Origin of the sequence: Psychrobacter sp. SHUES1 (assembly GCF_001652315.1) — a bacterium.
GTDB classification, from domain to species: Bacteria; Pseudomonadota; Gammaproteobacteria; order Pseudomonadales; family Moraxellaceae; genus Psychrobacter; species Psychrobacter faecalis.
The window spans coordinates 71,991-96,412 of the sequence record NZ_LXWA01000075.1; the positions used below are offsets into that span (position 1 = coordinate 71,991).

Consider the following 24,422-nt stretch of genomic DNA (forward strand, 5'->3'; position numbering starts at 1 on the left):
AATAGTAGCTGCTTCTTTTAGGTTAATCTATAAAATTTAATTGGCTTATTAATCTAAGATAGCGCTTTATCAATAGCAGCGACAAAATCGTTAATATCATCTGGATTACGTGAGGTAATTAAATTACCATCCACTTGCACGCTTTTATCGACGAAATTTGCGCCCGCATTTTCTAAATCGGTCTGTAACGAGTGATAAGCTGTTAAGGTTTTACCTTTAGCAATGCCTGTATTGATTAATACCCAAGGCGCGTGGCAAATGACCGCTAATGGTTTACCTGCATCGTTAATAGCATTAATAATACTGTGCGCTTCTTCGTTACCGCGTATGGTATCGGCATTCACCGTGCCACCTGGCAAAACCAGTGCCTCATAATCAGCAACGTTAGCGTCTTTAGCAAATATATCTGCAGTGAAGGTATCACCCTTATTGACGTCCTGCTGCATGCCTTGGACTTCTTTGTCTTTATTGGTCGTAATGAGGACTGTTTTATAACCTTTATCTTTTAATTGGTTGTTAACTTCTTCATATTCAGCTTGTTCGAAGTTATTATGTAATAAGAAAGCAATGGTTTTCATAATAATCCTTATACTTTAGATTTCAACTTTAGGTATGAGTATTTTTAAAATACATTTTTTATTATTAATCTCAGATACTTTTTATATTAGTTAATGTCTTTTTATTTTTATTTATACTGCTTTTTTATAATTCTAATATTTAATAAAATCCCATTTTTATGATTTTTATTTCCTTATATTTTTTATATCCTTGTCACACTTTCCGTAGCTGACTTAACTAAGGTACAAAAAAAGCAGGTTTCACTATAGGTGAAACCTGCAATAAAATGTGATGATATGTGATTAGTGTAAACTCTTAGTAAGTTTTACCCAATTTCAGTTATGGCTACTACCGCTTATTTAAGCATTAACGCTACAACTGGATAAGCTTTTTGGGCTGTAAGCGCCCGTTTAGGCTTACCGCTCCTAAACCTATAAACTGCCCTTGCTCATCTATAAGACGAATATCTACGGGCATTTCATGAGGTAATAAGGTTTCACTATCTTCTTTGTCACCGTCATTTTCATAATGCTGTTGTTCGATAGCCGTTGTAATATAGCTTCGTATATCGTCCGTCAGCTGCTCGGTGACATTTAGGCGCTGTCCCATATGAACACGGGCGCACTGCTCTGTGGTTAAGGTAAGCTCAGTATCAAGGGTGATACAAGCATCAACGGGTAATAGGTGGGTTAGGCGACTCTCAAGCGACAACGCTTCTAGATTGGCCAAACCAATCGCATTATCAATCTTAAAACTACCAACCTTTAGGCGCCGTAAAGCGGTGAGATGCCCTAGCGTGCCAAGGGTTTTAGCGATATCTTCTGCCAATACTCGTACGTATGTACCTTTCGAGCAAGTCACTGTCAACTGAATTTGTTGCGCATCGATTGCGGTTAAATCAATGGCTTTAATGACAATATCTCTTGCGGGCCGCTCAATCTCAATACCTGCTCGCGCATATTCATACAATTTTTTGCCATCTTTTTTTAGCGCCGAATACATCGGAGGAATTTGCTGCTGTGGCCCTAAAAATTGCTGAGCAATGTTTTCTAATATGGCATGATCAAACTGTGGAATAAGTGCTTCAGCAACAATCTGCCCGTCGGCATCACCCGTATCGGTTTGACTACCCAAAAGAATGGTTGCTTGATAAGTTTTATCGGCATCGAGTTGATAGTGACTAAACTTAGTGGCCTCACCTAAGCAAATGGGCAATAAACCCGTTGCCATCGGATCGAGTGTGCCTGTATGACCAGCTTTTTTACTGTCATGGTTGGGTGATTTAAACAGGTATTTCACCTTTGACACTACTTGTTGCGAGGTCATACCTTGCGGCTTATCCACTAATATTACGCCCGAGACTTTGATTTTCTCAGGCGTTTTAAGCGTTTTTGCAGCGGCTAGCGTAGAGGTGTTAGTAGAGGCGGTCGACATAATAGCTATTACTCGTTAATTTCTTGCTCATCAGACTCGTTTTGCTCAGTTTTGGTCACAGCCTTATTGATAAGATCCATCATATAGTTGCCACGCGCCGTCACTTCATCATAATGAAAGCGTAAACGCGGTGTGGTACGCGTTTTTAGACTGTGGCTTAATTCGGTACGCAAAAAACCCGCCGCTTTATTGAGGACCTTGATGCTGTCTTCATGGCTAGATTTGGTCATCGCATCGTTAAGCTCAGGCTCCATGATGGTGACGTAAATATCTGCGTAACCCAAGTCTGGGCTGACTTTAACGCTAGAGATAGTGACAAAGCCCGTCAAACGCGGGTCATTGACTTCATCACGGATAAGGACCGCAAGCTCACGCTGAATCTGATCAGCCAAGCGTTGTAAACGTTGATTCATGTTATTACCTTACTTTAATGTAGCTTATTTTTTATTGATGAGTAGGTTTGCTTAGTAACAAATTTTAGGACTAGCATTTGCTAAAAAAGGCCTAGCAGGGTGTACCTGTTAGGCCTAAGTACAGCTGAATATTAAGAATTGTCAAACGACTGCTTTAGATAGTACGAGCGAATTCTTGGATTTCAAAGACTTCGATTTTATCGCCCGCTTCGACGTCGTAACCACGAACCGCTAGACCACACTCCATACCGGTACGTACTTCATTAACGTCTTCTTTATAACGACGTAATGATTGCAATTGACCCGTAAAGATAACTTGGTCATCACGCAAGACGCGGATAGGTTTGTTGCGATAAATCGTTCCTTCAACCACCATACAACCGGCAGCAGCACCAAACTTACTAGAACGGAATACTTCGCGAACCTCAGCAACACCCAAGATTTTCTCACGATGTTCTGGCGCTAGCATACCACTCATTGCCGCTTTGACATCATCAATCAAGCCATAGATAACGCTGTAATAGCGGATATCCATTTTAGCAGCGTCCGCTTTACGGCGTGCGGTTGCGTCTGCACGGACGTTAAAGCCTAATAATACCGCTTCGCTCGATTCAGCCAATGTCACATCAGATTCAGAAATTGGACCAACGCCTGAGCTAATCACTCGAACTTTAACTTCATCCGTCGATAACTCATTTAAAGCCGCAAGTAACGCTTCAAGCGAACCACGCACGTCAGTTTTTAAGACGATATTTAAGAATGACACATCGCCTTGTTCCATCTGATCAAACATGCTCTCTAGACGCATGGCGTTCTGACGTTCAAGCTGGCGCTCGCGCTCACGGTTGGTTCTAAAATCTGCCACTTCACGGGCTTTTTTCTCGTCGGTTAAGACTAAGAACTCGCTACCAGCAGCGGGTGTTTCAGGTAAACCTAATATCTCTACAGGGATAGACGGACCAGCAGATTTGATTCGTTGACCATTTTCATCGGTCATGGCACGAACCTTACCGTAATGCTCACCTGCTAGTACTAAGTCGCCCTGTTTTAAGGTACCTTTTTTAACTAGGACACTGACAACTGGCCCGCGACCTTTTTCAAGTCGTGATTCAATAACAACGCCTTGGGCAGCACCATCTAGCGGTGCTTCTAGCTCCATTAGCTCAGCTTGTAGACTGATAAGCTCTAGTAGCTCATCAATACCGTCACCCGTTTTGGCTGAGATACGCGCCATTGGGGTATCACCGCCCCATTCTTCTGAAACCACTTCTTTAGCAGTGAGTTCATTAAGTACGCGATCAGGATCGGCGCTTGGCTTATCCATTTTGTTGATAGCAACGATGATAGGCGTACCAGCAGCGCGCGCATGATCAATCGCTTCTTCGGTTTGTGGCATCATACCATCATCGGCAGCGACAACGATGACAACGATATCCGTCGCCTGTGCACCGCGCGAACGCATCGCACTAAAGGCGGCGTGACCTGGGGTATCAAGGAAAGTGATAACACCGCGATCGGTCTTCACATGGTAAGCACCGATATGCTGAGTAATACCGCCAGCTTCACCGGTAGCAACTTTCGTTGTGCGGATTTTATCAAGTAATGAGGTTTTACCGTGGTCAACGTGACCCATGATAGTCACAACTGGTGGACGCGTTTGCACGTTACTGCTACGCTCATCTACCGCATCTTGTAGATCGTCTTCAACTTTGGTATCACTAACCGGTACTGGGTTGTGACCCATTTCTTCAACAATCAGACTAGCTGTTGCTTGATCAATAGTGTCGGACTCGCGTGCGATTTCACCCATTTTCATGAGCAATTTGGTCACTTCGCGAGCTTTAACCGCCATACGCTGTGCTAAATCAGAAACCGTAATGTGTTCACTGATTTCAACATCGTAAACGATTTTATCGACTGGTTTTTCAAACTTATGCTGTGAGGCTTGCGTTGAGCGTAAACCGTTTTTACGGTTTTTGATTTCACGCTCGTCTTGATTCTTACGGCGACCACGACCGCGAGCACTGGTGCTACTGGTACCGCGTTTGATTTCGCGACGTTCTTTTTCAAACGATTCTTCTAAAGCATCGCCGACCAAACCTTCGGCTAACGGCTCATCTTTACGCACTTCAGTAGCCGGCTGATCGGTATATTTACCGGCCATTTTACGCATTTGCTCAAGGGTACGCTTTTGCGCTTCTTCGGCTTGCGCACGGCGGGTCTCTGCTTCGATTTCACGCAGACGCGCTTCCTCGACTTCACGAGCTTCGCGAGCTTTACGCTCTGCTGCCGTTTCAACTTTTGGTTTCGTCGCGGCAACTTTTTTCTTCGGCTGCTCTTTCGGTTTAACTTCTACCGCCGCTTTACCGCCTTTTTTCACCACTACTGAGGTTGAGATATCGTCATTCTTATCGTCTGACTTTTTGCTCGAACCCAAGCTTGCACGCATCGCTGCCAACGTAGCCGCTTGACGTTCTTCCGCTTTTTTCTTAGTAGCGGCACGCTCTTCTGCTTCTTTAGTTGCACGCTCTTGTGCTTCAATCATGGCTTGTTCGCGCGCTGCCAATTCTTCCGCCATCTTTTCTGGATCAGGCTTCTCGAATACTTTCTTTTTGCGCACTTCTACATTAACGCTCTTAGATTTACCTGAAGAGCCGGTCACGCGTGCGGTGCTGGTCGTCTTAGATTTCAGGCTAATACGTCGCTTTTCTTGCTGGCCATGACTTTGCTTTAAATACGTCACCAACTTCTCTTGCTCAAGCTCGGTGACTAGGTCATCCTCTGCGCGAGCAGGCAGTCCAGCATCTACCAGTTGCTGTTGTACAGCACTTGCGGTTTTGCCTACCATATCTGCCAGTTCTTTGACGGTCTTATCTGCCATTTATTATCACCTACTGTCTATTATTTGCTATATGTTCAATTCAGTTGTTGGCTACAAATGATTGGGTTAAGGCTAGTATTTGTAACGCATTTGATTGGGTTACGTCATACCAGCCCTTATTATCGATAGCATATCACTAAAAGACAGCGATATGCAGTTACCGCTTATTCATTGAACCAAGATTCCCGAGCTTTCATGATGAGTTTTCCTGCGGTTTCACTATCTAAACCTTCGATATCTTCTAGATCGAAGACGGCTTGTTCTGCCAAGTCATCGACAGTAATGATGTCTTTTTGTGCCATTTTATAAGCCCAACTGACTGTCATTCCTTCAAGATCTTGTAGTTCTTGACTTGGCTCTTTCATGTTCTGTTGTTTGACCAATTCATCGGCAATGACCACTTCTTTGGCACGCTCTTGAATCATGTCAATCGCTTCGTCGTCTAGGCCTTCGATATCATAAAAGGTTTCGACTGGTACATAAGCGACTTCTTCAATACTGGTAAAACCAATATCAACCAGCGCTTGGGCAAGATCTTTATCGACCTCTAAGCGCTCATAAAATAACTCAATAAAGGCCTTGCTTTCGTTTTCTTGACGTTGCTGATATTCTTCCTCTAACATCATATTGAGCTTATAGCCGGTTAACTCAGAGGCTAAACGTACGTTTTGACCTTGTGAGCCAATCGCCCGCGCCAATTGATCATTGGTGCTAAAGATAATATCCGCCGTTTGCGTGTCTTCATCGAGAATAATACTGCTGACGTCCGCTGGCTCTAGCGCACTGATGATAAATTGGGCTGGGTCATCTGACCACACCACCACATCAATACGTTCGCCATCAAGCTCTTGTTGTACCGCTTGGATACGCGTACCACGCATACCAATACAAGCGCCAACGGGATCAATACGATGATCGTTGGTTTTAACCGCTATTTTAGCACGCGTACCCGGCAAACGCGCGACATTGCGAATTTCAATAATTTGTTCGGCAATTTCAGGCACTTCTTTTTGCATCAATGCTGAGAGCATTTCAGGGTGCGTGCGTGATAACAATAACTGGGCGCCGCGGTTTTCGCGGTTAACATGGTACAAAATGGCATTGATACGAGATTTTGGGCGCAATTGTTCACGAGGTAGCATCTGATCACGTGACAAATAGCCTTCAGCGTTGTCACCTAAATCAATGATATAACCATCGCGCGTTTGTTTTTTAACTTCGCCATACATCATCTCGCCAATACGTGGCTCAAAAGCGTCGGCTACTAAATTGCGCTCTGCTTCACGGATTTTTTGAATGATAACTTGCTTGGCTTGCGTAGCTGCAATACGACCAAATTCAATCGATTCAATCTGCTCTTCTTTAATATCACCAATTGACCATTCGTCTTGGTCAAGATCGGTAATCGCCAGCTGACACGCAGGCATCTCATGGTCTTCATCTGCAACCACTGTCCAATAACGATAAGTATCATAATCGCCCGTCGCACGGTCAATAGCAACCCGTACCGCTACTTCTGGCTGATCGGTATAGACTTTTTTCTTCGTGGATACCACCAAAGCATCTTCGATTGCTTCAAAGATGTCTTCAGGATTTAAGCCCTTTTCATTACTGACAGTTTCTACTACCGTTAAGATTTCACGACTCATGCTATACCTGTCCTATCGTTTTATAATTGACTTAAACTTTATCGTTAATGTGTTGACGTTATATTTTCACCATAAGCCAAAGGCTGTTTGGAGAGTAAAATATTCATTTATCAAGCTACTGTTTTTAAACTAAGCATCTTCATAAATCAAGTTGGCTTTGTCAATATTGCTTAATGCAATCTCAAACTGCTCACCATCAGTGGCGGTCAGTTTTAAAGAAGTGTCATCAATACTGTCTAAAGTACCAGTTGCTTTGCGGCGTTTTTTATCGCCTTCACCAATCGCTTGGATCAAACGCAAGCTAACGGTTTGACCGACATAATCACGCATTTGCTCATCTGAGAAAAAGGCACGATCAAAACCTGGCGACGATACTTCTAAAATATACTCACCAGCAATCGGGTCATGAACTTCAAGAATACCGCTCACTTGATGATTTACCGCGGCGCAGTCCTCGATGGTCACTTGCTTATCTTGGGCTTGGTCTTCTGGCAATGCCTCAATATAAATGCGTAACAACGAGCGACGACCTTGTGGCGCAAATTCAATACCCCATAGCGCCACATCACAAGCAGCAACTGCAGGAGCAATAATATTGGTCAGTTCTGTAACTTTTGTCGAAAGCTTCATAATCTATTTATCTTTTCCTATTCACTTCTCGAACATAGCGAGTTAAGTGTTTTTAATTTTATGCATCGAACTTTTATAAGTTCAAAATTTATTAAAAGCGCTTTATTAATCAAAATCTTATGAATCAGAGTCTTATCAATCAAAGCTTTGTTAAGCATTGTCTTATATAGACAAGAATATTACTTCAGCAATAATTATCATTCTATTCTTAAAACGTAACTATTATGCCTGGCCTTATATACTAGGCGTTTTATGACTCGTGCTTTTATATAGGGATGAGCATAAAAAACATCAAGCTCAACCAGACAATGCCTTTATTATTTATAAAGCAGAACTATCGATAAAAGCGTGAGGAGTAAAGGATAGTATGCTTACCAAGCATCGCGCCGGTCGCGGCAGATGATGGTTAGTAACGAATAGCATCGCACTCTATAGAGATAGAGCTTAGCATAAGTAGGATAGATATCGCGATAACACCGACCATCAGATACAAAAAAACCCACAAACATAATGGTGGGCTAATCGTTACTGACAAATTTAGTGTACAAAACATCAGTATAAAAAGTGGTAGCGGGGGCTGGATTTGAACCAACGACCTTCGGGTTATGAGCCCGACGAGCTACCAGACTGCTCCACCCCGCATCAATCTAGAACGCATATTATAGAGAGGTTTTAGAGGGCTGTCAATACTTATTTTAGATAATAATCAAATTAAGCATTAATGACGATGAACCCTGCTTTCTATAATGTTTGAGTACAACAACGTTCAAGTAAAACATCATACAAATAAAGCTTGGTGCGATTGGGGGGACTTGAACCCCCACAGCTTGCGCCACCACCCCCTCAAGATGGCGTGTCTACCAATTCCACCACAATCGCATTTTTCTTACTACTCTGTTTTTGAGCTTTAACCTTTTATAACCGATGCATAAGGAAAGCAACGAAAGTTAAAGACCACTAAAAACAGAGAAGCATTGTAAATCTAACATCTTAAAATAGCAAGTACTGCCTGAATTAAAAGATAACTGCTAAAAATATCTGTCAAAACAATTAAACAGATACTAACGCCAATATAACTACTGAGGATTTTGTGTCAGCGGGCGTGGCGTTTGCGGCGCTGATACTGGCGCATCTAAACGAAACTGGTCTTCTGCTTGTTTACGTGCATGTACGGCAAGCGTCATACTGGTGATAAAAAATATCACCGTTAATACTGCAGTGGCACGCGTCAAAAAGTTTGCAGTGCCGGCGGCGCCAAATACGGTACCTGATGAGCCCGCACCAAAAGAAGCTCCGGCGTCTGCCCCTTTACCATGCTGTATCAAAATCAAGCCAATCATGGCAATCGCCACGATAATGTGCAGGGCTAATATAAACGTAAACATGGTGGCCTCTTTTGCCGCGTAATGACGACTGATAACGTAAAATAAATCGTAGGATTAAATAATGTAAATAACTGGCGTTTAACGATTGACCTCTAATATGGCCAATAACGCCAAACCAGTTGTGTAAATAAAGCAATCATCTAAATAAGGCGCATTGTACACGATTGCAAGGTCACTGTTAAAGCCACTTTTGCCAACTGCGAAAGACATTTTTTGAGCAAAGTTATTGTTCAATATGGATTAAATTGTAATTTTACTGAATACGACTACGCTTTATTGCCGCCAAAAGCCTTAGCAATCGCTAAAAAACTTTCTGCTTTTAGCGATGCGCCGCCAACCAATGCCCCATCAATCATGCTATCAGCAGCAAAACTGTCGGCATTGTCAGCATTGACGCTACCACCGTATAAAACCGTTATGTTGTCTAATTCGCCATTGAAGCTCGCAAGGGTTTGCTTAATATGTTGATGTGTCGCACTTACTTCAGCGACGGTTGGTACTTTGCCCGTACCAATTGCCCAAACTGGCTCATAAGCGATGATTAAACGCTCTGACAAGTTTGTAGCAAGTTCAGGATTTTGTGCAAGTAAATCTTTAATCACCGCTAATTGCGCATCAATGACTGCCAGCGTTTCTTTGGCATCATACTGCGCTTGGGTTTCGCCAATGCAAAATATCACGCCTAAGTTTTGTGTGAGGGCGTGAGCCATTTTTTGCAATAAGCAATCATGAGATTCTTGATGGTATTGACGGCGCTCAGAGTGTCCCAGTATCGTCCATGTTGCGCCAGTATCAGCAATTTGCTGCGCTGAACAATCACCGGTATAAGCGCCGGTACTGGCACTATAGGCGCTTATATCTTGAGCGGCGCTCAGTATTGAACTACCTTTTAGCCGCTCACTGACAGCCGTCAAATGAATCAGGCTCGGGGCGATCATCAATTGACAATCAGCGTTATCAGGCTGCTCTTTTGTGCTAACAGCCATTAATAAGTCATCTAGTAGCGCCTTGACGTCATGGCTCGTCGCTGGATTCTGCTTCCAATTTCCAATTACCCAAGCTTGCATACCTATATACCTTATCTTATCTATTGCTGCCAATATGGCTTATATGCGCGCAAGTATAACAAATATTTCCTAAGTGCTATAGTTATAGTATGAGGCGCTCAAAGTTGGAACTGATTTTGCATAAAATTATTTTAAATAAGTATTTGGCACATTGACGTTTTTAGCAGATTAGTCATCTTATACGCTATATAAAGTCTTTTAACTCTAAAAAATTCCTATATCATTCTATTTATAGAAAATAAAACCAAGGCAATCAATCATTTGTTTTTAGAATAAATGTTACTAATCAATGTAGCGATTATAAATAAGCTACTGGTGTTATATATAGTAGATGCTTTGGTTTCGGTAAAAAATACAGCCCATTTGGTATCACGCATAGAGAGGTCTTAATGTCTATCACAGCCAGTAAATATGGTGGTTTAGCGTAGCAGTTAATTAGCGAAGGCATCGTCAGCGAAGCGCATATGAAAACCGCGCAAACAGAATCACAACAGCAGAAAATGGGCTTGGTTCCCTATTTGGTTGACAATAAGCTGGCCAATGCTTATCAAGTAGCGCAGATGCTATCGCAAGCGTTTGGTGATCCTTTGTTTGATCTTGATGCCTTAAGCTCAGATGTCATTCCAAAAAACTTGGTCGATGAAAAAATCGTACGTAAGTTCAACGCCCTACCACTGTTTAAACGCGGGCAACGCTTATTTGTGGCATTGAGTGACCCGACCCGTATCGATGCCATCGACGCTATTGCCTTTAACTCGCGCCTGTCTATCGAGACTGTCGTCGTTGAAGAAGATAAGCTCAAAAAGCGTATTGAGAATCTGTACGCTGATACCATGCAAAGTTTTGATAGCTTTTCTGACAGCGATTTAAATATTGGCTTTAATGAAAGCGAAGAAGACGAAGGCGAAACCAAACTTAGCGACGGCGTCGATGAAGCGCCCGTGGTGAAGTTTGTTAATAAAATGTTGGTTGATGCCATTCGTATGGGCGCCTCGGACCTACATTTTGAACCTTATGAAAAAACCTATCGCGTGCGCTTTCGTGTCGATGGCGTCATGCAAAAAATGGCCAGTCCGCCGGTACAACTTGCGGGTAAAATTGCCGCGCGTCTAAAAGTCATGTCGCAAATGGACATCTCTGAGCGCCGTGTACCGCAAGATGGTCGTATTAAGCTTAAAATCTCTAAAGACAAAGCCATCGATTTCCGCGTAAACTCCCTACCTACCTTATTTGGCGAAAAGCTGGTTTTACGTATTTTGGATCCATCATCTGCCATGCTTGGTATTGAAGCATTAGGTTATGAGCCCGACCAAAAAGAGATGTTTTTAGAAGCCTTACATAAGCCTCAAGGTATGCTGCTGATTACTGGTCCTACTGGTTCAGGTAAAACCGTCTCCCTTTATACCGGTATTAATATTTTAAATACTGGCGAGACCAATATCTCAACCGCCGAAGACCCCGTTGAGATTAATCTTGAAGGTATCAATCAGGTCAACGTTAACCCGAAAGTCGGTTTAACCTTTGCCAATGCGCTCAAATCATTCTTACGTCAAGATCCTGATATCGTCATGGTCGGTGAGATTCGTGACCTTGAAACGGCTGAGATTGCGATTAAAGCAGCACAAACTGGACATATGGTGCTGTCTACCCTGCATACCAATTCTGCCCCTGAAACCTTGACGCGTTTGCGCAATATGGGAGTTGCCTCATTTAACATTGCAACGTCAGTGAACTTGGTTATTGCCCAGCGATTGGCAAGACGTTTATGCAAAAATTGCAAAAAACCCATCAATATACCGCGCCAAAGCTTGCTTGAGCTTGGTTTTACCGATGCTGATTTAGACAACCCAGACAATGTCATTTATGAACCTATTGGCTGTAATGAATGCCGTGAAGGCTACAAAGGCCGTGTCGGTATTTATGAAGTGATGAAAGTCAGCCCCGATATTTCGCGCATTATTATGGAAGATGGTAACGCCATAGATATCAAAGACGCTGCCCTTAAAAACGGCTTTAGAGATTTACGCCGCTCGGGTATTTTAAAGGTGCTGCAAGGGGTAACCAGTATTCAAGAAATGATGCGCGTGACTTCTGAATAACGACCGTCGAAAAACAAAAAGTTCCAACTCGTGATTTTGAGCCTTTATGTTTATGAATTAGTAATATTGTTTAACAGATATACTTAGATATAAAACAGATATATACTGGCTTTTTTCGCTAGAATAAAGTAAGCCAAAGGGAAAGTTGCTGAAATTATCCTGCTTTTATAGGTTTGCAACTTCTTGTTGATTCTTTCCATGACAAATTACAAGGGTAGTAACATGGCCAAAGCTAAAACCGACATGCTATTAGACTTTGTCTATGATGGAGTCAATCGGCGTGGGCAAAAAGTAAAAGGCGAAACCACCAGTCGTAGCTTGGAGTTGGCAAAAGCAACCTTGCGCAAACAAGGTATCACCGTTAAAGCCATCAAGAAAAAACCCAAGCCTTTATACACCTTTAAAAAGTCTATTAAACCGATTGATATTGCTATTTTTGCGCGGCAGTTGGCAACTATGATGAAAGCTGGCGTGCCATTAACCCAGTCTTTTGAGATTGTTGCTGATTCTCTTGATAACCCGAGCATGAAAGATTTGGTCTTACAAATAAAAGCCGATATTGAAGCTGGTGGTACCTTTGCTTCAGCACTGCGTAAACATCCACGCTATTTTGATGACCTTTTTTGCTCGCTTGTTGATTCTGGCGAGCAGTCCGGTTCGTTAGAGACCATGCTAGAGCGGGTTGCAACCTATAAAGAAAAAAGTGAGCTGTTAAAAGCCAAAATTAAAAAAGCGATGAAATATCCTATCGCCGTTATTGTCGTTGCCATTATCGTCACTATTATTCTACTGGTTAAAGTTGTTCCTGTATTTGCCGATTTATTTGGTTCATTTGGTGCCGAACTACCTGCGTTTACTCAGATGGTAGTAGGGATGTCAGAATGGATGCAATCTTGGTGGTTTATTTTAATCGTACTGATTGGTGGCGCCGTCATTGGCTTTTCAGAAGCTAAAAAACGCTCTAAGAAGTTCCGTGATTTCTTAGACCGTGCGGTATTAAAAGCACCCATATTTGGCAATATTGCTTATCAAGCGGTTATCGCTCGCTTTGCGCGTACATTATCGACCACTTTTGCTGCTGGTGTACCCCTGATTGATGCTTTAGATTCTACCGCTGGCGCTGCAAATAACGTAGTCTTTTATAACGCCATTCAGCAAATAAAAAACGGGTGGTGTGTCAAAAAGTATGCTGATTAAAACTTGAACAATTTTTGAAGCCTTGAAAGCCCTATAGAATCAGAGAACTTAGCATAGATTTCTTATTGACTTCTATCGCCAGCATACTTTTTAGAACACCACCAAAAAACGATGTTTCAACCGGTCAGCAATTGCAATTTTCGATACGCTCAACCAACTTATTCCCAAGTATGGCGATTCAAATGGTTGGTATTGGTGAAGAATCAGGTAGCTTAGAAGAGATGCTCGATAAAGTTGCGGTCTATTACGAAAACGAAGTCGATAACGCTGTTGATGGTTTGACCAGCTTAATGGAGCCGTTAATTATGGCGGTGCTCGGTGTATTGGTTGGCGGCTTAGTGATTGCCATGTATTTACCAATCTTCCAAATGGGCTCAGTGGTAGGCTAACAGCCACTGCAAGGAAAACGATTTCATGCAATTTCTTCAGTTATTACAAGAAAATATGACACTCGCTTTAATTATTTTTGGTCTACTTGGCCTCTGTGTCGGCAGCTTTTTAAATGTGGTAATTCATCGGACACCGCTTATGATGTTAACGGCTTGGCGGCAAGAATGTAGCCAGTTTATGGCTGAGCAAGCAGACATGCCACCTGAACATACGCGACCATTATCAGATATCGTCGCTGCTGATACTCCCATCACACTAAGCACACCTGCTTCACGCTGTCCGCACTGCGCCCATAAAATAAAGTGGTATGAAAACATCCCTTTAATAAGCTGGCTTATATTACGCGGGCGCTGCTCAGACTGTAAAGCTGCTATCGGACTGCGTTATCCTATTGTTGAGCTGGTAACTGCTCTGCTATCTATGTTGGTCATTTATCAGTTTGGCGTCAGCGCCGCAGGATTATCAGCATTGATTTTGGTCTGGACGCTGGTTGCTTTAACGGGTATCGATTTTGATACCCAGCTATTGCCTGACCGCCTGACCTTTCCTTTAGCGGGCTTAGGATTGGCGGTAAATTCGCAAGGCTGGTTTGTCTCACCTACGCAGTCAATCTGGGGACTTTTACTTGGCTTTTTATCTTTGTGGGTCGTGGTAAAAATCTTTTATTTCATTACGAAAAAACACGGCATGGGACAAGGCGATTTTAAATTACTAGCCGTCTTGGGTGCTTGGCTTGGGCCTATGATGTTGCCACTCATTATCTTGCTCTCCTCCCTATTAGGTTCTATCGTCGGGATTATTCTGATGAAAAAACAAGGAGAAAGTCGTCCTTTTGCTTTTGGTCCTTATATCGCCATTGCTGGTATCATTGCATTATTATACGGCCCAGATATCGTCAATTGGTATTTAGGAATGTACGCTTAAACCCCTATACTGACGCAAGTAGACGCGCAATTTCTCAAAAATGCGCTTTAACCTGCTAGAATAGGCTATTGGTATATTGTAGCCTCCCTCTTCTATCGGTTAAATAAGTCATTACTATGTCAAATTATGCCTCATCTTCATCTTATTCCTATCAGCCACAGTCGCCCCAATCCAAAAGCAAGACGTTAGTTGTCGGCTTGACCGGCGGTATCGGCAGCGGGAAGTCGGCGGCAAGCGATTGGTTCGCGCAGCAAGGGATTGATATTATTGATGCAGATGTGATTGCTCATCAAGTGGTCGCTAAAGGTAGCGCTACTTTACGTAAAATCAAAAGAAAATTTGGTGATTGGGTATTAAATGATGATGGGGAAATGGATCGCGCCGCCGTGCGCACTCATGTCTTCACCCATCCTGAAGCCTTAATTGAGCTTGAAGCCATCACCCATCCAGCCATACGCGAAGCGGCAAAGCTGCAACTAGCAGCCAGTACGTCGCCATATGTCGTGCTATCAGCGCCACTACTGATTGAGGCAGCAGAAGCGGGCCTTGCCAATTTATGCCAGCGTATATTGGTGATGGATGCCACCGAGGAAACTCAGCTTGCCCGTGCCAGCCAGCGCGATGAGCAAAGCGTGCAAAAGATTAAAGCCATTATGATTAATCAGCTCAGCCGCGAAGAGCGTAATCGTCATGCAGATGATGTGGTGCTTAACGAGAGCGATCTTGCGGCGCTATATTTACAGCTTGAGCCATTACATCAAAACTATCTTACGCTTGCCCAGCAGCTAAAGTTCGCTGCCGATTAATCTCATAGAGCGCCATACCAGTCGCCACACTCACATTTAAGCTTTGCAGGTTACCATGCTCGTTGCCTGACATCGGAATATAAACCAGCTCATCGCAGCTCTCCATCGTCAGGCGACGCATGCCCTCGCCCTCAGAGCCCATAATAATCGCAGTTTTACCCGTCATATCAGCAGCATGTATTGGCTTTGCCTCTGCATTTAATGCGGTGCCAAACACAAAGACGCCAGCATTTTTAATCTTGCTTAACGTACGAGCCAAATTGGTCACACTAACGATAGGCATCATCTCGGCAGCTCCTACCGATACTTTCGCAACCGTTGGCGTCAGGCTTGCCGCATGGTGTTTGGGGCAAATAACGGCATCAACGCCCATGGCCACTGCGGTACGTAAACACGCACCAAAGTTATGCGCGTCGGTAATTTGGTCGAGCACCAATAATAAGCATTGCTCACGCTTAGCAAGGGTATCCAATAAACCTTCGTCAGCGAAACCTAACGGACGCGCATTCAGTACCACGCCTTGATGCTGCGGGCTACCGCATAGCTGAGTAAGCTTATCTTTTTGTGTCGGTTGAATACTAATACCATTATCACGTGCTTGCGCCATAATCGCTTGTACGTGGCTGTCGCTCTCACGTCCTTGTTGGACAAATAAACTGAGTCCATCAAGCGGGCGATATTCGAGTAAGGCTTCAATCGCGTGAATGCCATAAAAATAGCTAGGTTTTGCCATAGTGGGTCTACAATATAAAAGTGGTATCGCGTACGGCGATAAAAAATAGGAAATATAGTCAGTCCTAAATAAAATCAGTACAAGTATGATGACCCGCTACTGGTATTCATTTTGCGCAGCCTCTGTCTGCGTAGGCACAGCAAGCAAGGAAAATGAATACCAGTAGCTCTATGTTCATCTTATAGCGGACTGCCTATATAACGATAATTGTAGCAATTAACGCGTGGCGAAACGAAAAATTATTAAAATAATTGCAAAAAAAAGAAATAAACCTTGGCGTAAGATTTATTTCTTCTAACTTGTTTATTTAAAGGGGTGGCAAGTTGTCTTGTAACACCTTTAATCGTATGATTTTTTAGCCAGCTTAACCTTCTAAATGACAAATATACTGCACGATTTCTTCTGTACGCAAATTAAAACCACTATTGCCTTCGACTACGAATGACTGTCCTGCGCGGTAGTAGCTAAATTCTTCCTCACCGTTTATTTTGACCTCACACTCACCGCTGATGATTTCGATGCGCTCCGAAGTATTGGTGCTAAAGTGATAGTGCTCAACCAAATTGTCGCAAGGCAAAATAACCCCGAGCGTTTTATGGCGACCGTCCTCAAACATAATGGTATGGCTTGAGCAACGACCATCGTAGGATATCGTGGCTTGAGCATTGACTGTTACATTGGTAAATTGCGCCGCTGTCATAGTGGCTTCCTTATCAAATAATTATTGCCAAACTAAAAGACCAAATTGAAAAACTAAATAGCAGAATAACTCATCGCTTAACTGACAGTTCTATTACAACTTTTTGACGATTCACTCTATATTTAGCTCGATATAACTGTTAACCAAATAAAGACTCGCATAGAGAATACACTATGAAAAGTAATGATGAAACGCTTACTTTGTCTAGCATGAACTCACCTCTCGTCTTTTACTAGAAACATCATAGATAGCAGATTGTATGAAAATCTGGTGGTAAGAGTTTATCATTATGTGAGATTATGCTACCACATTATATCTATAAAGTTTGTTACAGCGACTAGGAAAGTTGCGCTTATTGTTAAATGAATACCTAGCTTTGATTACCTTTAAAATTTGTATTTCCTACCTTTTGCCACCATAATATTTGCCAATTATCGTTATCTTATTAACACCATTTACCAAAGCTGTTTTTATTTATTTATCCTATTGTAGACCTAAAAATCAGCCTAATTGCTGATATTTATTGTCTGCCATGAGAGGCGTTGATGCTCGTATCATTAACTTTACAGCAGTTTGCATTGATTGCTCAGCATGAGCTGAGCATGGCTGAAGGCTTCAATGTCATCACCGGTGAGACAGGTGCTGGCAAGTCATTATTACTAGATGCGCTGTCTTTGTGCGTAGGTGAGCGCGCTGATAGTGCCATGGTCAGGCACGGCGCGGCGTATGCTGATATCTATGCGCAGTTTGATGTAGAAAATAATGACGTCGTGGCAGAATGGTTTGCCAAGAACGAGCGCCCTTTAGAAGAACCTGAAGTCTTGATTCGCCGTCAGCTTAGTAATACAGGACGCTCTAAAGCCTGGTTAAATGGCACGCCGGTCAGCTTAGCGGAACTTAAAAGCTTAGGCGCTTTATTGGTAAACATTCATAGTCAACATGCCCAGCAAGCCTTACTAAAGCCACAATTTGTGGTGCAATGGCTTGACGAGATGGCACAAATCACGCCACTTGCTGTACAAACGACCAGCAGCTATCAAGCTTATCAGCAGCTCAAACGCCGCGCTGATGATATCGCCAGCCGCGAAGCTCAGCGTCAAGATCGCATTCAATTGTTGCAAAGCCAGCTTGCTGATATTGCGCCGCTACTCGCGGTTGATTATGCAGAAGTAGAAGCGGAGCACGAAGAGCTGTCTAATATCGAAGCGTTGATGACGGAAGCCAGTCACGGTTTACACCTGCTCGATAATGACACCGATGAGCCGGATGTCATGACCTTGCTCGGGCAAGCAATTAAGCTTTGCGACAATCAAATGAGCGTCAGTCAAACCTTTGAGCAGGCGTCCGAACAGTTGCATTTGGCGCAGCAGCAAATCACTGAGGTCACAGGCTTGCTATCGGATTATGCGGAACAGCAATTACCCGACCCTGAGCGCTTGCAAACACTCGATAGCTTAATCAGTCTTGGGCACCGCTTGTCGCGTAAGCATGGCCTGCCCGCAAGCGATTTGATTGATGAAGCAAAGCAGTGGCAAGCGCAATTAGAACAGTTAGAAAACGAGCCAAGTAGTGATGCAATGGCAGCGCAAATCGAGCAAGCATGGCAAGAGTATTTGTCACTTGCCACTGAGCTTAATAAACAGCGCTCAAAAGCGGCGCCAAAAGTCAGTAAACAGCTGATTGCGCAATTACAACCGCTTGCCCTGCCAAATGCGCGCTGCGAGTTTGTCTTTACCAAAAAGACCGATCCTAGCCAGTATAATGGTCAAGGCTGCTATGATATCGATTTGTTGTTTAGCGCCAACGTCGGTATGCCGATGCAGCCGCTACATAAAATTGCCTCAGGTGGTGAGCTGTCGCGGATGGCACTGGTCATGCAAGTTCTGCAAGCGACCAATGCTAATAATAATGCTGCCAAGCCGATGCTCGTCTTTGATGAAGTGGACGTCGGTATCAGTGGCGGTACGGCGCAAGTGGTTGGTGAGCTGTTACGTGCGCTTGGGCAGACGCAGCAGTTATTGGCCATTACTCACCAAGCACAGGTTGCGGCGCAAGCGCATCAGCATATCTTGGTACAAAAACATCATGATGAGCAAACTGAGAGCGAGTTATTAATTTTGACCGATAGCGCGCAAGTCGATGAGCTGGCCCGTATGTCTGGCGGTGTGACCATCACTGATGTCACCCGTGACCATGCACGTAGCTTATTAAGTGATGTTAAATAATGATTATCGAGTGATGGCTACTAAATAGCTGGCAGGTACATGGTTAGTAGAAAATAACTCGCAAATAATGACCAGTCGAGAGTACAGTCTTTTAGCAAACAATCGCTAAATATTTGCTTTAGTTGATTTTTTACGCCTAAACGCCATATAGTGGTCTATCCTCTTAATAATTTCACCTTTAATATTAGGTTGCGTTTGTTTATATGTCTAAAGCCAATTTGACCCATCACTTCTTAATCGCGGCGCCCGAGCTGTCAGACCCAAGGTTTGAGCAGGCGCTGATTTATATCTGTCGCCATGATAAACATGGGGCGCTTGGTCTGATGGTCAATCGTCCGATAGAGCAAGCGCGCGTCGGCAAACTGCTAGAAGACTTAGACATTGAGGTCACCGATCCGCAAGTAATGGAAGATATGGCGCTAGAAGGTGGGCCTATGTATCCAGAAGTCGGTTTTGTCCTGCATACCGGTCAACCAGAATGGGCGTCGTCTTTTGCCATCTCAGAAAACGTCTGTATTACTACCAGTCAAGATATTCTAAAACGCATCGCTGCTGGTCAAGGTGTCGGGCATTATCAGCTGTGCCTAGGTCATGCCAGCTGGGGTAAAAAACAGCTCGACCAAGAACTTGCGAGTGGCGACTGGCTGGTTTGTCCTGCGGATCTGAATTTACTGTTTGATACGCCATTTGCAGAGCGTTGGCAAATCGCTGCCGATAAGATTGGCGTTAATTTTGACTATTTGAGCAGCGATATTGGTCATGCCTAGCGTTATATATTAAGTGCTATATACTGAGCAGCATTTGCTTCATGAAGACAGAAACAGGAAGTACCCCAAATTATGGTCAATAGTATTCTTGCAGATAGCGCGGGCGCTATAACTACTGATAGCACAGACGCTATAACTACTGATAGCGCTACAGAGCCAACGATTAAGCCGCATCTAATTTTGGCGCTCGATTATGGCGTCAAAAAGATGGGGATGGCGCTAGGCAATTCTATTACCGAGACGGCGCGCGCCTTTGATATTTTGGCGATGAATAATGGTCAGCCGGATTGGGACAACCTGCTTGGTATTATCAAAGTTTGGGGCGTGGCAAAAGTGGTGGTCGGATTGCCACTCAATATGGATGGTAGCAGCTCAATGTTGTCCAAGCGGGCGCACAAATTTGCTCGTCGCTTAGCGCATAGAATTATGGAGCAGCGTTTACCCGTCATTGTCTCTCTCTGTGATGAACGTCTGACCTCAGTTGCGGCGCGTGAGATAGCTTGGGAGAATGGCTGGATTCAAAACGAGCGTGACCCGATTGATGATATCTCCGCCTGCATCCTGATGTCGACGTATTTTGCTGATCCGAGTAGCAGTCTCGCCATCGACGCCATTAAAGCGAATTAGTAGAAAGCGGTTGAATAGTACGCTAAATCCATGGCTAATATACCGCGCCTCTTCGCTATATCATCTAAACGAATAAATGACTGATTAATATGACCACTGTCTCAGATCCATCTTTGCAAAACAAGTCGCAACGTGGCTTTGCACCGCTAGCGATTGCGCGTATCAAAGGCGCGCAGCGAGCAAACCAGATAGCGATTTATCTTATTTATGCCGCTATTCTCGCCTTTATGGTCTTTGGCACCATTGCTAGTATCAAAGCCTTTCATAACAATCAGCTGCTTTATCAATTGTTCTATAACCTGCCCTACGCTTTGGTGGCGCTGACGATTCCTATTACTATTTATGATGCATTGGTGATTTATCGTTATCGCTTAAATCAGCCATCAATGATTGCCATGAGTATTGGTGTATCGACGGTTATATTACTTGGCGGGCTACTATTTGCCGATACTGCTTGGTTAGGATTGGCATGTTGGCTTGGGGTGGCGTTTTTATTTAAGGTGAGCTTTAAGCGCTTTTTTAACTTTTTAGACGCTGAAGAAACGTCTGAAAATGTTAAAGAAACATAAAACTTCCTGATAAAAATGCCATCACTAATAAAGAACTGAAAACATTCACCATATTTTATTGATTTAAAAAACGACTATGACAACTTCAACATCTGATAGTACCATTCAACATCATTTAGATACCCAAGGGCTGATTTGCCCTGAGCCGGTGATGATGCTACATCGAACCATACGTAATGCCGAAGCTGGCGCAGTGATTGAAATACTCGCTACAGATCCTGCGACCACTCGCGATATTCCTAATTTTTGCCGTCATTTGGGGCATGAGCTTGTAAAGCAAGAAACGCTTGCTGAAAATGTGCCGTTAAATATTGATCCTGATGAAATCACAATTACGGACGATGATGATGCACCTATTAACGCCACGCTTTATCGCTATTTGGTGAAGAAAAAGAATGCTTAAATGCATTTGATTGAGCTTAAAGCACTCATAGCATCAACGCACTAATAGCATCCAGATATCTTTGCTTTGTACGAAACATATCATTCACAAATTAAAGGTAGATAGCATGTTAGCGCCCCAAAAGCAGTATGTGCAGTGGCTCGAAAACAAAGACGGCAGCGAGACGTTACATCAAGCACTTTGGTTGTCGGAAAGCAATCATGCGCCGCCTGCGCGTATTGTGTTGGTCGATGATAAAACGACCGCCGATGAGGCTTATCGCTTGGCTTGCGGAGGCACTTCACTACTGTGGCGTGGTGACTTTCATAATGCACGGCAACTGCTACAAGCGCTCAATCGACGCATCGAGCGTACCAATGAGCGCTCTGAGCTACGTAAAATAAAAAAAGCAGCAAATCAATCTGCAAAATCCAATAAAAATGTAGATAAATCTTCAGAGTTATCCAAAAGTATTCCTAACTTATTTCATCAGCAGCGCCAATTGCAAGCCCAGCGTGCGCGCATATTAAGCCGTCTGCTACTCGAGCTTGATGCCAATTATGTCAGCCAATTACGCCGCGCCCCTGATATGAGTGCGGCTTGCATAGCTGCTTTTGGTCAGTTGGATAATGAACTGAATGAGTCGTATGTGCTGTCTTTTCGTGACCTACAAGGAGCGCTTGGTGCAGCGCAGTGGCGCGAAAAAGGTGTTCCGATTGATGGTTTAGATTTATCGATATTCCCGCATTATGGTGTCTTTGCCCCAACCCGCCATGAATATGTGCAGCTATTACTCGAGGCGCCACTGCCAGATACTTGTGATGTCGCTTATGATATCGGTACGGGCACTGGCTTGCTGGCTATTATCTTAGCGCAGCGCGGTGTCAAACAAGTAATTGCCACCGACTTAAATCCGCGAGCTTTAACCTGCGCCAGCGAAAATTTTACGCGATTAGAATTAGCTAATGTACAGTTGCAACAGGTGGATTTATATTCAACGGATGCGCCACTCGCTAATTTAATTGTCTGTAATCCGCCTTGGCTACCCGCTAAGCCAAGCTCGCCGTTAGAGTATGCCGTTTATGATGCCAATAGCAAAATGCTACGTGGGGTTTTGCAGGGCGCGAAATCTCATTTAGCTAAGCAAGGAGAAGTCTGGTTGATTCTGTCGGATTTGGCTGAGCATTTACAATTACGCACTCGTGAGGAATTATTAGGCTGGTTTGCTGATAGTGGTTTGAAAGTAAAATACCGCCTCAATACCAAACCTAAGCATAGTCGCAGCCAAGATGAGTCTGATCCACTATTTGCAGCGAGGAGTAGCGAGATTACTTCATTATGGTGCTTAGAACCTGCCTAATCTTTAATAATTGATAATTAATCATTGAGTATCAAATTATGAGCCGCGACCGCGCCGTCCAACAGCGCCAACCTAAAGCGCTAGCCGTCGATGACGAGCCAGCTTACATCACCGAGTTTCGGCAAGCAATGCTCGCCCGCGGTTTAGCAACGCGGACGCGTAATGCTTATGTGCGCGATTTACGTTCTTGCGAGCTGACCAATCCTATCGCGCTGACGAAATGGCAGCCTGAAGACGTGCTGCACTGTTTATCAACCCTTACCATCGAGGGCAAAACGCCGCGCACGCAAGCACGTACGCTGTCAAGCTTGCGCCAGTTCTACCTTTGGATGATTGCTAGTAATTTGCGTGAGGACAATCCGTGTGAGCGTATCAAAAGCCCCAAATTAGGTCGTCCACTGCCAAAGGATTTGAGCGAGGCCGATGTCGATAACCTCCTCGCTGCACCTGATAGCAGCACGGCGCTCGGTCTACGTGATAAAGCCATGTTAGAGGTGCTCTATGCTTGTGGTCTGCGCGTCAGCGAGCTGATTAATCTGTCGCTTGAGCAAGTCAATCTAAACGCTGGTTGGCTACAAATTACCGGTAAAGGCAATAAAACCCGCTTAGTGCCACTCGGCGAATATGCAGCAGATGCGCTAGAAGATTATCTAACGCACGCTCGTGGCGATTTGATTGCGCATTTGAAATCTGGTAATTGCCAAGCGGTGTTTTTGACCGCGCAAGGCGGCTATATGACACGGCAGAACTTTTGGTATCTATTAAAGAAATACGCCAAAGTTGCCAGCATAGATAAAGAGCTATCACCGCATACCCTACGCCATGCTTTCGCCACCCATTTACTCAATCATGGCGCAGACCTGCGTAGCGTGCAGTTATTACTGGGGCACAGTGATTTATCAACCACACAGATTTATACTCATGTGGCGACGGCGAGATTGCAGAAGTTGCATGCCGAGCATCATCCGCGCGGTTAGAATTGAAATTAAAGATTTATTGATGATTGTAAAAGGAATAAAACGTGTCGCAAGCTCAGCCATCCACTTTGCCTACCCTAACAAAAGGGCAAAACTCTGCCCTCAAAAACCTGACCATCATGGGTTACTTAGAAGGCACGTCTTTTTTATTATTGCTTGGTATCGCCATGCCACTAAAATACATGTTAGGTATTCCTGAAGCAGTGAAATATGTCGGTATGGCGCATGGGGGATTATTTATCGCCTATATTTTGATGCTGTTGATTGCAACGAGTAAAATAAAAATGCCGCTATGGGCAATGCCTGCAGGTGTGCTTGGCTCGTTTTTACCATTTGGTCCGTTTATATTTGATCATTTATTAAAAAAGCGTTTGAAAAAATAGAATTAAGTATTTTTGGTTATCGATTAGACCTCTTGCAAAAGTCATAGGTTTAGCTCGAAATTAATGATACCAGCAAACAGCTTCATTCTAAGATCATAGCGCTGACGACGGTTACGATATTTATGAGCCACGATTTTGAACAACTTGATTAAGCCTATTTTGTGCTCAACCACAATACGGAACTTTGCCAGATAGTGATTGGCCTGTTTGCATATCTCCAGTAACTGACCACCACGTGGCTTTTTAAAAGGGGTGAAGGTTTGCTT

General features: G+C 43.7%; 22 protein-coding genes, 2 tRNA genes and 1 pseudogene. 12 read left to right on the forward strand and 13 right to left on the reverse strand.

Annotation, left to right across the window (positions count from 1 at the left end; genetic code table 11):
- Positions 1-53: 53 nt before the first annotated feature.
- From A7325_RS10340 to tpiA, 10 genes are all read right to left on the reverse strand, one after another.
- A complete protein-coding gene (locus A7325_RS10340; protein ID WP_068407895.1) occupies positions 54-578 on the reverse strand; it encodes a type 1 glutamine amidotransferase domain-containing protein in 525 nt (174 codons plus the stop codon).
- Between the two features lie 352 nt (positions 579-930).
- Entirely contained in the window at positions 931-1,992 is a 1,062-nt protein-coding gene (gene truB, locus A7325_RS10345; RefSeq protein WP_068407896.1) for a tRNA pseudouridine(55) synthase TruB, read from the reverse strand.
- Positions 1,993-2,000: 8 nt separating this feature from the next.
- On the reverse strand, positions 2,001-2,405 hold the full coding sequence (locus tag A7325_RS10350) for a ribosome-binding factor A (RefSeq protein WP_068407899.1): 405 nt from the start codon (positions 2,403-2,405) through the stop codon (positions 2,001-2,003).
- A gap of 154 nt (positions 2,406-2,559) precedes the next feature.
- Positions 2,560-5,286 (reverse strand): translation initiation factor IF-2, encoded by a 2,727-nt coding sequence (gene infB, locus A7325_RS10355; RefSeq protein ID WP_068407901.1) that lies wholly within the window; start codon positions 5,284-5,286, stop codon positions 2,560-2,562.
- A 164-nt stretch (positions 5,287-5,450) separates the two neighbouring features.
- The gene (gene nusA / locus A7325_RS10360; protein WP_068407903.1) at positions 5,451-6,935 is read right to left on the reverse strand and encodes a transcription termination factor NusA; all 1,485 of its coding nucleotides are present in this window, start codon (positions 6,933-6,935) and stop codon (positions 5,451-5,453) included.
- Between the two features lie 129 nt (positions 6,936-7,064).
- Positions 7,065-7,565, reverse strand: coding sequence for a ribosome maturation factor RimP (rimP, locus tag A7325_RS10365; RefSeq protein ID WP_068407904.1), 501 nt, complete (start codon positions 7,563-7,565; stop codon positions 7,065-7,067).
- Positions 7,566-8,130: 565 nt separating this feature from the next.
- Positions 8,131-8,207, reverse strand: a tRNA-Met gene (locus A7325_RS10370).
- A 152-nt stretch (positions 8,208-8,359) separates the two neighbouring features.
- Positions 8,360-8,444 (reverse strand) — tRNA-Leu (locus A7325_RS10375).
- A 197-nt stretch (positions 8,445-8,641) separates the two neighbouring features.
- On the reverse strand, positions 8,642-8,950 hold the full coding sequence (gene secG / locus A7325_RS10380) for a preprotein translocase subunit SecG (protein WP_025652589.1): 309 nt from the start codon (positions 8,948-8,950) through the stop codon (positions 8,642-8,644).
- 266 nt (positions 8,951-9,216) lie between these two features.
- Entirely contained in the window at positions 9,217-10,017 is an 801-nt protein-coding gene (gene tpiA, locus A7325_RS10385; protein WP_082894377.1) for a triose-phosphate isomerase, read from the reverse strand.
- Between the two features lie 434 nt (positions 10,018-10,451).
- Between tpiA and pilB the strand changes: the two genes are divergently transcribed.
- The 4 genes and pseudogenes from pilB (at position 10,452) to coaE (ending at position 15,433) form a co-directional block, all read left to right on the forward strand.
- On the forward strand, positions 10,452-12,116 hold the full coding sequence (gene pilB, locus A7325_RS10390; RefSeq protein ID WP_102076717.1) for a type IV-A pilus assembly ATPase PilB: 1,665 nt from the start codon (positions 10,452-10,454) through the stop codon (positions 12,114-12,116).
- A gap of 222 nt (positions 12,117-12,338) precedes the next feature.
- Positions 12,339-13,702 (forward strand): annotated as a pseudogene (locus tag A7325_RS10395) (type II secretion system F family protein).
- Between the two features lie 25 nt (positions 13,703-13,727).
- A complete protein-coding gene (locus A7325_RS10405) occupies positions 13,728-14,627 on the forward strand; it encodes a prepilin peptidase (protein ID WP_068407907.1) in 900 nt (299 codons plus the stop codon).
- Positions 14,628-14,743: 116 nt separating this feature from the next.
- Positions 14,744-15,433: a dephospho-CoA kinase gene (coaE, locus tag A7325_RS10410; protein ID WP_068407908.1), complete on the forward strand. Its 690-nt coding sequence runs from the start codon at positions 14,744-14,746 to the stop codon at positions 15,431-15,433.
- Here the strand turns inward: coaE and rlmB are convergent.
- Both rlmB and A7325_RS10420 read right to left on the reverse strand, forming a co-directional pair.
- On the reverse strand, positions 15,396-16,166 hold the full coding sequence (gene rlmB / locus A7325_RS10415) for a 23S rRNA (guanosine(2251)-2'-O)-methyltransferase RlmB (RefSeq protein WP_068407911.1): 771 nt from the start codon (positions 16,164-16,166) through the stop codon (positions 15,396-15,398). The genes coaE and rlmB overlap by 38 nt on opposite strands.
- A 364-nt stretch (positions 16,167-16,530) precedes the next feature.
- The gene (locus A7325_RS10420; RefSeq protein WP_068407914.1) at positions 16,531-16,866 is read right to left on the reverse strand and encodes a pyrimidine/purine nucleoside phosphorylase; all 336 of its coding nucleotides are present in this window, start codon (positions 16,864-16,866) and stop codon (positions 16,531-16,533) included.
- Between the two features lie 545 nt (positions 16,867-17,411).
- Here A7325_RS10420 and recN point away from each other — a divergent pair.
- The 8 genes from recN (at position 17,412) to A7325_RS10460 (ending at position 24,156) form a co-directional block, all read left to right on the forward strand.
- Complete coding sequence (gene recN, locus A7325_RS10425; RefSeq protein WP_068407916.1) at positions 17,412-19,091, forward strand: DNA repair protein RecN; 1,680 nt, start codon at positions 17,412-17,414, stop codon at positions 19,089-19,091.
- 203 nt (positions 19,092-19,294) lie between these two features.
- A complete protein-coding gene (locus A7325_RS10430) occupies positions 19,295-19,858 on the forward strand; it encodes a YqgE/AlgH family protein (RefSeq protein ID WP_068407919.1) in 564 nt (187 codons plus the stop codon).
- A 72-nt stretch (positions 19,859-19,930) separates the two neighbouring features.
- Positions 19,931-20,485: a Holliday junction resolvase RuvX gene (gene ruvX / locus A7325_RS10435; RefSeq protein WP_068407922.1), complete on the forward strand. Its 555-nt coding sequence runs from the start codon at positions 19,931-19,933 to the stop codon at positions 20,483-20,485.
- 89 nt (positions 20,486-20,574) lie between these two features.
- The gene (locus tag A7325_RS10440; protein ID WP_068407925.1) at positions 20,575-21,054 is read left to right on the forward strand and encodes a hypothetical protein; all 480 of its coding nucleotides are present in this window, start codon (positions 20,575-20,577) and stop codon (positions 21,052-21,054) included.
- A 76-nt stretch (positions 21,055-21,130) separates the two neighbouring features.
- Positions 21,131-21,457 (forward strand): sulfurtransferase TusA, encoded by a 327-nt coding sequence (tusA, locus tag A7325_RS10445; RefSeq protein ID WP_068407927.1) that lies wholly within the window; start codon positions 21,131-21,133, stop codon positions 21,455-21,457.
- Positions 21,458-21,563: 106 nt separating this feature from the next.
- Positions 21,564-22,796, forward strand: a complete 1,233-nt coding sequence (locus A7325_RS10450; protein ID WP_068407933.1) for a methyltransferase — start codon at positions 21,564-21,566, stop codon at positions 22,794-22,796.
- 38 nt (positions 22,797-22,834) lie between these two features.
- Positions 22,835-23,773, forward strand: coding sequence for a site-specific tyrosine recombinase XerD (xerD, locus tag A7325_RS10455; protein ID WP_068407934.1), 939 nt, complete (start codon positions 22,835-22,837; stop codon positions 23,771-23,773).
- 44 nt (positions 23,774-23,817) lie between these two features.
- Positions 23,818-24,156: a DUF3817 domain-containing protein gene (locus A7325_RS10460; protein WP_068407936.1), complete on the forward strand. Its 339-nt coding sequence runs from the start codon at positions 23,818-23,820 to the stop codon at positions 24,154-24,156.
- Positions 24,157-24,197: 41 nt separating this feature from the next.
- Here the strand turns inward: A7325_RS10460 and A7325_RS10465 are convergent.
- Positions 24,198-24,422 (reverse strand): transposase family protein (locus A7325_RS10465; RefSeq protein WP_319822955.1); only part of this gene is annotated, 225 nt, incomplete at its 5' end.

Excerpts from the sequence above, each read along its gene's own strand:
- A7325_RS10350 (WP_068407899.1), bottom strand. The coding sequence starts at position 2,405 with ATGAATCAACGTTTACAACGCTTGGCTGATCAGATTCAGCGTGAGCTT.
- truB (WP_068407896.1), bottom strand. The coding sequence starts at position 1,992 with ATGTCGACCGCCTCTACTAACACCTCTACGCTAGCCGCTGCAAAAACG.
- coaE (WP_068407908.1), top strand. The coding sequence starts at position 14,744 with ATGTCAAATTATGCCTCATCTTCATCTTATTCCTATCAGCCACAGTCG.
- A7325_RS10405 (WP_068407907.1), top strand. The coding sequence starts at position 13,728 with ATGCAATTTCTTCAGTTATTACAAGAAAATATGACACTCGCTTTAATT.
- A7325_RS10420 (WP_068407914.1), bottom strand. The coding sequence starts at position 16,866 with ATGACAGCGGCGCAATTTACCAATGTAACAGTCAATGCTCAAGCCACG.
- secG (WP_025652589.1), bottom strand. The coding sequence starts at position 8,950 with ATGTTTACGTTTATATTAGCCCTGCACATTATCGTGGCGATTGCCATG.
- nusA (WP_068407903.1), bottom strand. The coding sequence starts at position 6,935 with ATGAGTCGTGAAATCTTAACGGTAGTAGAAACTGTCAGTAATGAAAAG.
- rimP (WP_068407904.1), bottom strand. The coding sequence starts at position 7,565 with ATGAAGCTTTCGACAAAAGTTACAGAACTGACCAATATTATTGCTCCT.
- rlmB (WP_068407911.1), bottom strand. The coding sequence starts at position 16,166 with ATGGCAAAACCTAGCTATTTTTATGGCATTCACGCGATTGAAGCCTTA.
- tpiA (WP_082894377.1), bottom strand. The coding sequence starts at position 10,017 with ATGCAAGCTTGGGTAATTGGAAATTGGAAGCAGAATCCAGCGACGAGC.
- A7325_RS10450 (WP_068407933.1), top strand. The coding sequence starts at position 21,564 with ATGTTAGCGCCCCAAAAGCAGTATGTGCAGTGGCTCGAAAACAAAGAC.
- recN (WP_068407916.1), top strand. The coding sequence starts at position 17,412 with ATGCTCGTATCATTAACTTTACAGCAGTTTGCATTGATTGCTCAGCAT.
- xerD (WP_068407934.1), top strand. The coding sequence starts at position 22,835 with ATGAGCCGCGACCGCGCCGTCCAACAGCGCCAACCTAAAGCGCTAGCC.
- infB (WP_068407901.1), bottom strand. The coding sequence starts at position 5,286 with ATGGCAGATAAGACCGTCAAAGAACTGGCAGATATGGTAGGCAAAACC.
- tusA (WP_068407927.1), top strand. The coding sequence starts at position 21,131 with ATGACAACTTCAACATCTGATAGTACCATTCAACATCATTTAGATACC.
- A7325_RS10430 (WP_068407919.1), top strand. The coding sequence starts at position 19,295 with ATGTCTAAAGCCAATTTGACCCATCACTTCTTAATCGCGGCGCCCGAG.
- A7325_RS10340 (WP_068407895.1), bottom strand. The coding sequence starts at position 578 with ATGAAAACCATTGCTTTCTTATTACATAATAACTTCGAACAAGCTGAA.
- A7325_RS10440 (WP_068407925.1), top strand. The coding sequence starts at position 20,575 with ATGACCACTGTCTCAGATCCATCTTTGCAAAACAAGTCGCAACGTGGC.
- ruvX (WP_068407922.1), top strand. The coding sequence starts at position 19,931 with ATGGTCAATAGTATTCTTGCAGATAGCGCGGGCGCTATAACTACTGAT.